Below are 10,382 nucleotides of genomic sequence, written 5' to 3'. Positions count from 1 at the left end.
GGGCCTTGTAGCGGGCCGAGGGCGGGATCACGGTGCGGGTGGTAATGTCCCCGTTCTGGCCCAGATCTTCCAGCAGGGCAGCCCGCACCAGAGGCTCCAGCAACAGATCTGGCAGGGGGGCTTGGCGGATCATGGCATGTCCTTTCGGAGGCTGTTGAGCGCTTGCTCGCGAAGCTCATGGGCCTCGGCAAGGGTGATCTGGCTGCGTTGGGCAAGCCTGGGGTCTGTGTCGGGGAAATCGGTGCGAAAATGGCCGCCCCGGCTTTCGCGGCGCGCCAGGGCGCTGGCGGCGATCAGCGTGGCGGTGGCACACATATTAAGGAAGGCCTCGTCCTCGCGCTGGCTTTGTTCCAGTGCGGCGAGCGTAGCAAGCGCCTTTTGCAGACCTTGGGCATCGCGGCGCATGCCAACATGGTCGCTCATAGTTTGGCGAAGTTGCAGCACCGCTGCCGCGTCCATGTCTTGGCCACCGGGAGTAAAACACGGTTGTAATTCGGGCAGTTGCCTTTCGCCGGGCAGGGCAGTGGATGAGGCAATATCAGTGGCGGCGCGGCGGGCATAGACCAGGGCTTCGAGCAGCCCGTTGGAGGCAAGCCGGTTGGCACCATGCAGCCCGGTAGAGGCAGCTTCTCCGCTGACCCAAAGCCTGTCCAGACTGGCGCGGCCCTGCAGGTCGGTTGCAATGCCACCCATGTGGTAATGCGCGGCGACGGCCACCGGAATGGGATCTTTCACCGGGTCGATCCCGGCGCGGGCGCAGGTCTCGGCCAGGGCCGGAAACCGCGTGAGCACCTCGGCGCCCAGGGCGTCGCGGGTATCGAGCATCGGGCGGCGCCCGGCCTGGGTCTCGGCAAAGATGCCACGGGCCACCACATCGCGCGGCGCCAGCTCGGCATCCGGGTGTAGATCCACCATGAACCGCTCATCGGCTGCGTTGATCAGTGTTGCACCTTCACCGCGCAGGGCCTCGGTAGCAAGTGGCGCGGGATCTTCGCCGCAATCTACAGCGGTGGGGTGGAACTGGACAAACTCGGCGTCCGCAATCTGCGCTCCAGCCCGGGCCGCAAGGCCAATGACCTGGCCGCGAATGCGCGGCGGATTGGTTGTATGAGCATAAAGCCCACCAGAGCCGCCACCCGCCAGCAAAACGCCGGGGCAGGAGATCAGCAGGGGCGCAGTGGGCCTATCCGCCCGTCGGATCCAAACCCCGGTGACGGTATTGCCTTTGGTTTCCAGCCGTAGCGCTTCGGTGCGCTCAATCACCTGGATCGACGCAGAACTGCGCACCGCCTCGATCAGCGTTTCCATGATCTGATGCCCGGCCTGATCGCCTTTGACTCGGACCACGCGGGCGGCGGAATGGGCGGCTTCGCGGCTCATCACGTAATTGCCTTTGGCGTCGCGATCAAAGGGAGCACCAAGGGCAGTGAGGTCGAGGATGTGATCCCGGGCCATGCGGGTAACCATTTCGGCCACCTCGGCATCAACAGTTCCCGCACCGGCCTCCAATGTGTCGCTGGCATGGGCTGCGGCGCTGTCGCTTTTGGCCATGGCGGCAGCCACACCGCCCTGGGCCCAGGCAGAGCTTGCGCCGAGCCCCAGAGGTTCGGGTGAGATCATCAAAACCGGGCGTGGCGCCAGTTCCAACGCCGCATAAAGCGCTGCAAGACCAGCGCCAACAATGACGATACGGTCTGTTTCCAGCGTTTTCTTGCCAGTGGCAGCAGTCATGTTCGTGGCTTCCAAGGCAGTGATTTCGAAGCTTCGCCCGGCACCAATCAGATGCCTAGTTTCTGCGACAGATCGATCATCTTTTGCACGGCCTGACGCGCGCCTTCGGCGACTTCCGGGTCCACTTCGATCGGCTCTGACATAGTATGCAGCGACCAGAGGATTTTCTCGAGCGAGATCTTCTTCATGTAGGGGCACATGTTACAGGGACCGACAAAATCCACCTCTGGCAGGCTGTCAGAGATATTGGAGGCCATCGAACATTCGGTGATCAGCAGTGCCTTTTCTGGCTTTTCATCGGTGACATATTTGATGATGCCACTGGTCGAGCCAGAGAAATCGGCCTCGGCCACCACGTCGGGCGGGCATTCCGGATGAGCAATCAACCGGGTGCCGGGGTTCCATTCGCGGAACTCGCGCAGGTCCTTGGCGCTATATTGCTCATGTACGATGCAGGAGCCTTCCCACCAGACCACGTTCTTTTGCGGCACATCCTTGGCCACATTCTGCGCCAGATACTGATCCGGCGTCATGATCACCGTGTCACTCTCCATGGCGGCAACGATCTGCGCCGCATTGGAAGAGGTGCAGCAGATGTCAGAGGCGGCTTTGACCTCGGCGGTGGTGTTGACATAGGTCACCACGGGCGCGCCGGGGTAACGGCGGCGCATCTCGGCGACACCCTCGGCGGTGATGGATTCCGCCAGCGAACAGCCTGCTTCCATATCCGGCATCAGCACGATCTTGTCGGGGCTGAGGATCTTGGAGGTTTCGGCCATGAAATGCACGCCGCATTGTACGATGACATCGGCCTCAACCCGCGTGGCCTCGATCGCCAGTTGCAGGCTGTCGCCAACCACATCGGCAACCCCGTGATAGATCTCAGGCGTCATGTAGTTATGGGCGAGGATCACAGCATTACGCTCTTTCTTCAGAGCGTTGATCGCGGCCACATAGGGGGCGTGAATGGCCCAGTCCATAGGAGAGACCACGCGCTGCATCCGCGCATATTCCTCGGACATCTCCTGCGCCAGCGCCGGGTTCGGAGCCAGGTCGTAGTGGTTGGCGAGCTGATCGCGCATAGTCTGCATATCAAACATGGCTAATCCTCAAAGTGGAGTACAGGATGAGACTTTGGGTGCGGCTTGTTTCACGTTCAAATCCCGCACGCAAGGGAGGGGCCGGGATAACCCGGCCAAATGCGGTGATTTGGCGCGAGGGAATTTTGGTCTTTTTATTTTTCAGCTTGCTTGAAGCATAAAACGCCGCTGAACTTTTTACCCGGGGCGCAGTCTAACCCAGAGCGGTTCGTTTTGGTTAGGAGCTCCGGTGAAGAGAGGATAGAAACAGGTAGCAAATTTGACCCCTTGGGTAGGGCTTGGATTGCTGCGACTGGACAAATTGTCCTATTTCACGGATTGATTGAATTAGCACTGTTTTTAGAGACATAGCTGTGATTTTTAACTGCGAAATACCAAGGCAGGAGGCAGCTATCCTCCCACCCAAGCCGGAGAAATACGCGTGCAATGACTGATCTGTTGGATGGCATGGTCCGGGCGTTCTGGCTTGTAGTGACGCTGGACAGGGATCTGGTGGAGATCACGCTGCGCTCGCTTCGGGTCACTTTGACCGCACTGGCGATAGCCTCGGCCATTGCCCTTCCCTTTGCCGCTTTGCTCTCGGTTCGGCGTTTTCGTATGCGCCGGGTTACCATCGCAGTTTTGAACGCGCTGATGGGGCTGCCACCAGTTGTGGTTGGGTTGATCGTCTATGTCTTCCTGTCGCGCTCTGGGCCGCTGGGGGTTCTGGGCCTGCTGTTTACGCCAACGGCAATGATCATTGCCCAGGTCATCATCATCGTGCCGCTGATCGCCTCGATTGCACATCAATCCCTGCGTGAACTCTGGAGCGACTATCACGACCTGCTGATCTCGATGAATGCCAGCCAGGTGCAGCGGATCAAGGCCCTGCTTTGGGATGGGCGGCGCGCCTTGTTGACGGCGGCGCTGGCAGGGTTTGGCCGCGCCATCGGCGAGGTCGGAGCGATCATGGTGGTTGGCGGCAATATCGATCACGCCACACGGGTACTGACCACGGCGATTGCACTAGAGACCGGCAAGGGCGATTTTGCCATGGCACTTGGGCTGGGGTTTGTCCTTATCGCAATGGCGATTGCGGTTAACTTGGCGATCCACTGGCTGGGCCATACCGAAACCGAGGGGCGCTGGTGATGCAGAAACAGATGTTCCCTCTGATCGCCAAACATGCCCTGGTGCGGCGGCGCGGCAAGGTTCTGGTCGGGCCGATCGATCTGTCCCTTCAGGGGCAGGGAACCAGCATCGTCATTGGCCCCAATGGCGCGGGCAAGACCACCCTGTTGAAGATGCTGCACGGCATTGAACGGATGAATGGCGGCTCCCTGGACTGGGCCTGCCCTAAGGCAGAGGCGCAGCGGCGGCAGGCTTTTGTGTTTCAGAACCCCATCATGATGCGGCGCTCGGTGGTCGACAATATCGCCTATCCGCTGCAACTGACTGGGGTCGGGCGCGATGAGGCGCGGGCACGGGCCGCGGTCTGGGCAGAGCGGATCAATCTGGGCGATGCGCTGGATCGGCAGGCCGTGCTGCTCTCTGGTGGAGAGCGGCAGAAACTGGCGCTGGCACGGGCCCTGATCCGCGAGCCGGACGTGCTGTTCCTGGATGAGCCCTGCGCCTCACTCGATGGGCGCGCCACCCGGGAGATCGAAGAGATCCTGACCGAGGCGGCTGCCACGGGCACGCGGCTCATTATGTCGACCCACAATATGGGTCAGGCGCAGCGGCTGGCAGATGAGGTGTTGTTTGTTCTGCGAGGGAACATCCACGAGTTCACCCCGGCCAAAGAGTTTTTTGCGGGGCCTATTACCTCACAGGCTCAAGCCTTTCTAAACGGAGATATTGTCGAATGAAAACCGTAGTGTTGGGCGCTGTTGCGAGCCTGTTTCTGACCAGCGCGGCGCTGGCAGAAGAGATGAAACTGGCGGTTACCACCTCGTTTCACAACTCGGGCCTAGCAGAAATCCTGCTGCCCGAAATCAAGGCCGATCTGGACTTGGATGTGCAGCTTTTGGTGGTGGGCACTGGGCAAGCCATCCGTTTGGGAGAGGCCGGCGATGTCGATGCCATCCTGGTGCATTCGCAAAAGGCAGAAGAGAAGTTTCTTGCCGGCGGCAATGGCACCCATCGTCGCGAGATCATGTATAATGATTTTGTCTTTATCGGCCCCAAATCGGATGAGGCCGGCCTGCAGGCTGCCAAAGGCGCGGCCGAGGCCCTGCAGCTGATCGCCGACGTAGAGGCGCCTTTTGTCAGTCGCGGTGATGACAGCGGTACCCACAAGAAAGAGCTGAGCCTCTGGGCTGCGGCGGATCTGGACCCGGCGGGTTTTGATGCCTGGTACCGGGCTGTGGGCGCAGGCATGGGGGCGGCGCTGAACACTGCATCCGGCATGGAGGCCTATATCATGGCGGATCGCGCCAGCTGGTTGAACTTTGGCAACAAAGGCAATCTGGAGCTGCTGTTTTCGGGCGATCCGGTGTTGTTCAATCAATATGCCTACCTGCCAGTGAATCCGGAAAAACACACCCATGCCAAGAATGATCTGGCAATGAAGCTGGAGGCCTGGCTGATCTCGGATCAGGCTAAGGAGCTGATCAATAACTACAAAATCAACGGTGAAACCCTGTTTGTGTTTAACGCCAAACAGTAGATCCGTCGGCTATTTAATCAACGAGTCCCTGCCAATCGGCGGGGGCCTTTTTGTTTCATCGGCAGCGTTGTGGCGGTCGGGATGGCGCGCGGCTATACATCTTGGCCGTCAATGGTGAGCGTTACCCTGTCGCCGGCAAACCAAGTGCGGCCAAACTCCACTGGGCGTCCATCGGGATCAACATTGACGCCGGTGGTGCGCAGGATCGGCGCGCCTTCTGAAATGCGCAAATGCAACGCCTGGGTTGCCGTCGCCTGTTTAGCGGTGATGCGGGTTTCCAGCCGGGTGTAATCGGCAATGCCACAGGCCTTGAGCGCGGCCGTGACCGATTGCATATCCTCCAGGGCGGTGAGCATCTGCGGCAAGGGGATGGCTGGAAAGACGCTTTGAAACAGCGCAATAGGCTGATCGTCAGCCAGCGAAAGTCCATCATAGACATGCACCTGTGCGCCGGGATCTAGCTCCAGCGCCTCAGCCTCGGTCTTGTCGGCGGCACGGGTTTCCAGCGCCAGAATGCGCTTGGCAGGCGTTTGCCCCCCGCGCGAGATATTCTGGTGAAACCGTACCCGTTTGCCGATGGGGTAATCCGTAGGGGCCGCCGCCACAAACACGCCGGCACCGCGGCGCGCGTGCACCAGGCCTTGATCCGACATGTCTGACAAGGCGCGTCGTACCGTGTGACGGTTGACGCCAAAGCGCGCGGAGAGCTGCGCCTCCGAGGGCAGCTTGTGCCCGGTGCTATATCGGCCCTGAGCGATGTCATCCGTGCGCGAGATCGCGATGGATTTCCATACTGCTGTGCGGCTGCTCTGGCTGGGGCTTGGGGGCATGTCACTAAACTTTCACAAGGTTTTGGTTGCACAGCAGCGAGGGTCTTCGCTAATATTTGTCTAGTTGTATAGAACGCATAGACAACCCGGCCAAGAGGCTTTGACAAATGAAAACAGAAATAACCGTTGCTGCGCGAAAGACCTGGTTGAGCCTCCTGGCCCAGGCAGACGAGGGCGAGCTCACCCAGTTGTGGAGCGATTTTGACCACGATCCCAGCTTTGACTGGCTGCGCCCGCCAGAGGTGGGCGGCGTCATGGTGCGTGGTCGTATGGGCAGCGTTGGCGCGCCGTTCAATCTGGGCGAAATGACGGTGACACGCTGTGCGCTGACGTTGGCGGATGGGACAGTGGGCCATGGCTATGTGCAGGGGCGTTCCAAACCCAAAGCCGAGATCGCTGCCAAGGTGGATGCTCTGATGCAGACTGCGGCGGCTATCGACCTGCGCCAGGCAGTGCTGGAGGCGCTACAGCAGGCGCGCCAGACCCGCAAGGAGGCGCGTGCAGCCAAGGCCGCTGCCACCAAGGTAGAGTTTTTCACAATGGTACGGGGCGAGGACTGATGTCGCTGAATACTGAAACCAACAGCTACGGCGGTGGATTTGCCACCCCGCCGGTGGATGCGGCCAATGCTTTTCGCGCAGCAATGAATGCCATGGCGCGTCCAGGAACTGTGCAAGACATTTTAGGGGCCGAGCCACCCGCCGGTATTTCCCCTGCGGCTGGCTGCCTGCTTTTGACGCTTTGTGATCCCGAAACAGGTGTTTATCTGGCACAGGATGTGGACAGTGCGCCGCTGCGCTCTTGGTTGGCCTTTCACACCGGCGCGCCGATTGTTGCGGCTGAACAGGCGGATTTTGCCCTGGGCAGCTGGACAGATCTGATGCCGCTGGAGCAATACCGCGTTGGCACCTCGGAATACCCGGATCGCTCGGCAACGCTGATTGTCGAAATCGCTGAATTTACCGCTCCGAATGCCACTCTCACCGGGCCGGGCATCATGGATCGCGCGGGCTTGGCGCTGCCGGATATTGCAGCTTGCCAGGCCAATGCTCTGCAGTTCCCGCTTGGGGTGGATTTCTTCTTCACTTCGGGCTGTCAGCTGGCAGCGCTGCCGCGCTCTACCAAAATTATGGCAAAGGACTGATTGCATGTATGTCGCAGTAAAGGGTGGCGAACGGGCCATCGACAATGCCCATGCCTGGCTCGCCGAGGAACGCCGTGGTGATACGGGTGTGGCCGAGCTTAGTCTGGCGCAGATCCGCGAACAGATGAGCCTCGCGGTCAATCGCGTCATGGCCGAAGGCTCGCTCTATGATCCAGATCTGGCCGCTCTGGCGATCAAACAGTCGCGCGGTGATCTGATCGAGGCGGTGTTTTTGATCCGTGCCTATCGCACCACCCTGCCACGGTTTGGCTATAGTGAAGCGGTGGACACCGGCGCCATGGCCTGTGATCGCCGGATCTCGGCCACCTTCAAGGACGCGCCGGGCGGCCAGGTTCTGGGGCCGACCTTTGACTACACCCACCGGCTGCTGGATTTCAAACTGGCTGCGGATGGCGAGCTGCCCGAGGCCCCGGTTGCCACTCCCCGGATGGAAGCAACGCCGCATATCACCGAGTTTTTGCAGGGCGAAGACATCATTGAGCGCGAGCCCAATTTAGAAACCACACCTGGCGATCTCACCCGTGAACCGATGAGCTTCCCGGCGGGCCGCGCGGTGCGCCTACAGTCTTTGGCGCGCGGCGATGAGGGTTTTATCCTTGGCATGGCCTATTCCACCCAGCGTGGCTATGCGCGCAACCACGCTTTTGTTGGCGAGTTGCGTATTGGCAAAGTACCGGTGGAGATGGAGATCCCCGAGTTGGGCTTTGCCATTGAAATTGGCGAAGTGGAGCTAACTGAATGCGAGACTGTCAATCAGTTCAAAGGTTCCAAAACCGTGCCGCCACAGTTCACCCGTGGCTATGGTCTGGTCTTTGGCCAGTCAGAGCGTAAGAGCATCGCGATGGCGCTGGTCGATCGTGCCCTGCGCTGGGAAGAACTGGGCGAAGACAACCTTGGCGCGGCTGCGCAGGACGAGGAATTTGTCCTGAGCCATTCCGACAATATCCAGGCCACGGGTTTTCTCGAACACATCAAACTGCCGCACTACGTTGATTTCCAGTCCGAGTTGGAGCTGGTGCGGAAACTGCGCCGCGAAGCGCAGGAACTGGCGGATGAAATGGCCGCGCGGGAGGCGGCGCAATGAGGCTAGTCAGCCCCACCTCCACCAGCGCTGCTTCCATTGTCGGCGCGGGTTTCGGCGTCAAAGGCAGCCGTCTGCGCCAGATGGCTGCGCTCAAACCCGCTCGACGCGGATCGCGCCTGGCCCGGATCGCCCGGTTTGGGCTTGCGATTGGTCAGTTTAAGGACAGCCCAAACCATGCCGATCAGCATCAGGATGGCGAAGAAATCTGCGAGCATCAGAGGCTCCTAACAAAACAAAACATCGGCTCATCGTTCCGCAGAGGGCACGCCGCAGTCAACAGGGGACGTGAGAGCGGTCAGCAAGAAACTACCGTGGTTTCGAACTATTGCGGGGCGAATCCAGTGTTTGTGATACGCGGCACGAAGGTCTCAGAGGCTACGATCCCTATTGCCAGATCACTCCCCACGGCTGCCATCGCCATCCACCGAGGCATCATCAATTCCATGGGTGAAGGTGGTTCTGCTGCGCGTCTTTTTGTGCGGGGTCGGACGGTAAAACATCGCCGCCAGGATCACCGCGATCAACAGTACCACGATGGCAATGCCGAGGACGGTGCCAAGCAATTCATCAGAAGTCATATCTCAAATCTCCTTTGGGAAAATACTGCGGAAGAAATGCGTCTCGCACCACAAAAGGAACTAATCCCCGCCGCTCGCATCTCCTCCTTCAAAGCTTCCGAAATCTTGGCCCTGTTTCCGCAAGCGTCCGGAAGGAGGTCCGCGAGAAATAAGGGCTGTATCAATCGGATCAATGCTCGTGTGAACGTCGTCTGTTCGGCGACGACTGATGTGATCATATCCACCAGCGCGCAGGGTGAGAAGAACGCGGGCAATTGCCCAAATCAAAACGCCCAGACCAATCGTCAATACAATGGCGAGAGTGAATTCCATCGGGATACCGCGCTCCATATTGGCTTGAACTACACCATTAAGAATATTCGAGGTTAATTATGTCTGACTATAATTTTGCATACCTTGACGAACAAACCAAGCGGATGATCCGCCGCGCCATCCTGAAAGGTCTGGCTGTGCCGGGCTATCAGGTGCCCTTTGCCAGCCGCGAGATGCCGATGCCCTATGGCTGGGGCACCGGCGGCGTGCAGGTCTCGGCGGCGACATTGACGCCAGAAGACACGCTCAAGGTGATTGATCAGGGCGCGGATGACACCACCAATGCGGTGTCCATTCGTAAGTTCTTTGAACGCACCGCAGGGGTTGCCACTACCGAGGAAACCACCAAGGCCAGCGTTATCCAGACCCGCCACCGGATCCCCGAGGCGGAGCTCACCGAGGATCAGATTCTGGTTTATCAGGTGCCAATTCCGGAACCGCTGCGCTTTTTGGAACCGCGCGAGACCGAGACCCGCAAGATGCACAGTCTTGAGGAATATGGCCTGATGCATGTGAAGCTCTATGAAGACATCAGCCAGCATGGCGATATCGCTACCTCCTATGCCTATCCGGTGAAGGTGGAGGATCGCTATGTGATGGATCCTTCGCCGATCCCAAAATTCGACAATCCCAAGCTCGAGATGGCTGCGATCCAGCTGTTCGGCGCGGGACGAGAGCAACGCATCTATGCGGTGCCGCCCTATACACGCGTCGTCAGCCTCGATTTTGAGGACTACCCCTTTGTGGCCAGCAAGGCCGACCACGCCTGCGATCTCTGTGGATCTGAGCAAAGTTACTTGGATGAGGTGATTTTGGATGATGCGGGTAACCGGATGTTTGTCTGTTCTGACACCGATTTTTGCCGTTCGCGCCGTGCTCAGGGTCATGTGGGCCGTTTAGGTGAAAACGAAGGGGAGGCCGCGTGATGAGCCCGC

The 10,382-nt window shown here is 59.5% G+C and carries 12 protein-coding genes and 1 pseudogene; 7 read left to right on the top strand and 6 right to left on the bottom strand.

Translation table 11 applies throughout. The features are described from left to right. From ABJP42_RS06110 to nadA, 3 genes and pseudogenes are all read right to left on the bottom strand, one after another. A pseudogene (locus tag ABJP42_RS06110) lies at positions 1-133 on the bottom strand (carboxylating nicotinate-nucleotide diphosphorylase); the annotation flags it as partial. Next, on the bottom strand, positions 130-1,731 hold the full coding sequence (locus tag ABJP42_RS06105; protein WP_348339320.1) for an L-aspartate oxidase: 1,602 nt from the start codon (positions 1,729-1,731) through the stop codon (positions 130-132). The gene ABJP42_RS06105 and the pseudogene ABJP42_RS06110, both read right to left, overlap by 4 nt. Before the next feature lie 47 nt (positions 1,732-1,778). Continuing rightward, the gene (gene nadA, locus ABJP42_RS06100) at positions 1,779-2,831 is read right to left on the bottom strand and encodes a quinolinate synthase NadA (protein WP_348339318.1); all 1,053 of its coding nucleotides are present in this window, start codon (positions 2,829-2,831) and stop codon (positions 1,779-1,781) included. Positions 2,832-3,257: 426 nt separating this feature from the next. On the opposite strand from nadA, the gene ABJP42_RS06095 reads away from it, so the two are divergent. The 3 genes from ABJP42_RS06095 to ABJP42_RS06085 are packed head-to-tail and all read left to right on the top strand — an operon-like array spanning position 3,258 to position 5,478. Further along, positions 3,258-3,962: an ABC transporter permease gene (locus tag ABJP42_RS06095; protein WP_348339316.1), complete on the top strand. Its 705-nt coding sequence runs from the start codon at positions 3,258-3,260 to the stop codon at positions 3,960-3,962. Beyond that, the gene (locus tag ABJP42_RS06090) at positions 3,962-4,678 is read left to right on the top strand and encodes an ATP-binding cassette domain-containing protein (protein WP_348339314.1); all 717 of its coding nucleotides are present in this window, start codon (positions 3,962-3,964) and stop codon (positions 4,676-4,678) included. Before ABJP42_RS06095 ends, ABJP42_RS06090 begins: the two co-directional genes overlap by 1 nt. Continuing rightward, positions 4,675-5,478, top strand: a complete 804-nt coding sequence (locus ABJP42_RS06085; RefSeq protein WP_348339312.1) for an ABC transporter substrate-binding protein — start codon at positions 4,675-4,677, stop codon at positions 5,476-5,478. The genes ABJP42_RS06090 and ABJP42_RS06085 overlap by 4 nt, the downstream gene beginning before the upstream one ends. Positions 5,479-5,570: 92 nt before the next feature. Here the strand turns inward: ABJP42_RS06085 and phnF are convergent, their stop codons facing one another. After that, complete coding sequence (gene phnF / locus ABJP42_RS06080; RefSeq protein ID WP_348339310.1) at positions 5,571-6,308, bottom strand: phosphonate metabolism transcriptional regulator PhnF; 738 nt, start codon at positions 6,306-6,308, stop codon at positions 5,571-5,573. A 107-nt stretch (positions 6,309-6,415) separates the two neighbouring features. Here phnF and phnG point away from each other — a divergent pair, with 107 nt between their 5' ends. From phnG to ABJP42_RS06065, 3 genes are read left to right on the top strand one after another with little or no spacing between them, the layout of a single operon-like run. Continuing rightward, entirely contained in the window at positions 6,416-6,868 is a 453-nt protein-coding gene (gene phnG / locus ABJP42_RS06075; protein WP_348339308.1) for a phosphonate C-P lyase system protein PhnG, read from the top strand. Continuing rightward, a complete protein-coding gene (gene phnH, locus ABJP42_RS06070; protein WP_348339306.1) occupies positions 6,868-7,452 on the top strand; it encodes a phosphonate C-P lyase system protein PhnH in 585 nt (194 codons plus the stop codon). The genes phnG and phnH overlap by 1 nt, the downstream gene beginning before the upstream one ends. 4 nt (positions 7,453-7,456) lie before the next feature. Next, on the top strand, positions 7,457-8,557 hold the full coding sequence (locus ABJP42_RS06065; protein ID WP_348339304.1) for a carbon-phosphorus lyase complex subunit: 1,101 nt from the start codon (positions 7,457-7,459) through the stop codon (positions 8,555-8,557). A gap of 2 nt (positions 8,558-8,559) precedes the next feature. Here the strand turns inward: ABJP42_RS06065 and ABJP42_RS06060 are convergent, their stop codons facing one another. Beyond that, positions 8,560-8,772 carry a hypothetical protein gene (locus ABJP42_RS06060; RefSeq protein WP_348339302.1) on the bottom strand — a complete coding sequence of 71 codons (213 nt, stop codon included), beginning with the start codon at positions 8,770-8,772 and terminating at the stop codon, positions 8,560-8,562. Between the two features lie 180 nt (positions 8,773-8,952). Next, the gene (locus ABJP42_RS06055) at positions 8,953-9,135 is read right to left on the bottom strand and encodes a hypothetical protein (protein WP_348339300.1); all 183 of its coding nucleotides are present in this window, start codon (positions 9,133-9,135) and stop codon (positions 8,953-8,955) included. Between the two features lie 371 nt (positions 9,136-9,506). Between ABJP42_RS06055 and ABJP42_RS06050 the strand changes: the two genes are divergently transcribed. Further along, a complete protein-coding gene (locus tag ABJP42_RS06050) occupies positions 9,507-10,373 on the top strand; it encodes an alpha-D-ribose 1-methylphosphonate 5-phosphate C-P-lyase PhnJ (protein ID WP_348339298.1) in 867 nt (288 codons plus the stop codon). Positions 10,374-10,382 lie beyond the last annotated feature (9 nt).

Source organism: Pseudophaeobacter sp., assembly GCF_039971195.1.
GTDB lineage: Bacteria > Pseudomonadota > Alphaproteobacteria > Rhodobacterales > Rhodobacteraceae > Pseudophaeobacter.
The sequence above is the reverse complement of the archived record's forward strand: the minus strand, read 5'-3'. Positions and strand labels throughout refer to the sequence as shown.

Excerpts from the sequence above, each read along its gene's own strand:
- ABJP42_RS06105 (WP_348339320.1), bottom strand. The coding sequence starts at position 1,731 with ATGACTGCTGCCACTGGCAAGAAAACGCTGGAAACAGACCGTATCGTC.
- nadA (WP_348339318.1), bottom strand. The coding sequence starts at position 2,831 with ATGTTTGATATGCAGACTATGCGCGATCAGCTCGCCAACCACTACGAC.
- ABJP42_RS06095 (WP_348339316.1), top strand. The coding sequence starts at position 3,258 with ATGACTGATCTGTTGGATGGCATGGTCCGGGCGTTCTGGCTTGTAGTG.
- ABJP42_RS06090 (WP_348339314.1), top strand. The coding sequence starts at position 3,962 with ATGCAGAAACAGATGTTCCCTCTGATCGCCAAACATGCCCTGGTGCGG.
- ABJP42_RS06085 (WP_348339312.1), top strand. The coding sequence starts at position 4,675 with ATGAAAACCGTAGTGTTGGGCGCTGTTGCGAGCCTGTTTCTGACCAGC.
- phnF (WP_348339310.1), bottom strand. The coding sequence starts at position 6,308 with ATGCCCCCAAGCCCCAGCCAGAGCAGCCGCACAGCAGTATGGAAATCC.
- phnG (WP_348339308.1), top strand. The coding sequence starts at position 6,416 with ATGAAAACAGAAATAACCGTTGCTGCGCGAAAGACCTGGTTGAGCCTC.
- phnH (WP_348339306.1), top strand. The coding sequence starts at position 6,868 with ATGTCGCTGAATACTGAAACCAACAGCTACGGCGGTGGATTTGCCACC.
- ABJP42_RS06065 (WP_348339304.1), top strand. The coding sequence starts at position 7,457 with ATGTATGTCGCAGTAAAGGGTGGCGAACGGGCCATCGACAATGCCCAT.
- ABJP42_RS06060 (WP_348339302.1), bottom strand. The coding sequence starts at position 8,772 with ATGCTCGCAGATTTCTTCGCCATCCTGATGCTGATCGGCATGGTTTGG.
- ABJP42_RS06055 (WP_348339300.1), bottom strand. The coding sequence starts at position 9,135 with ATGACTTCTGATGAATTGCTTGGCACCGTCCTCGGCATTGCCATCGTG.
- ABJP42_RS06050 (WP_348339298.1), top strand. The coding sequence starts at position 9,507 with ATGTCTGACTATAATTTTGCATACCTTGACGAACAAACCAAGCGGATG.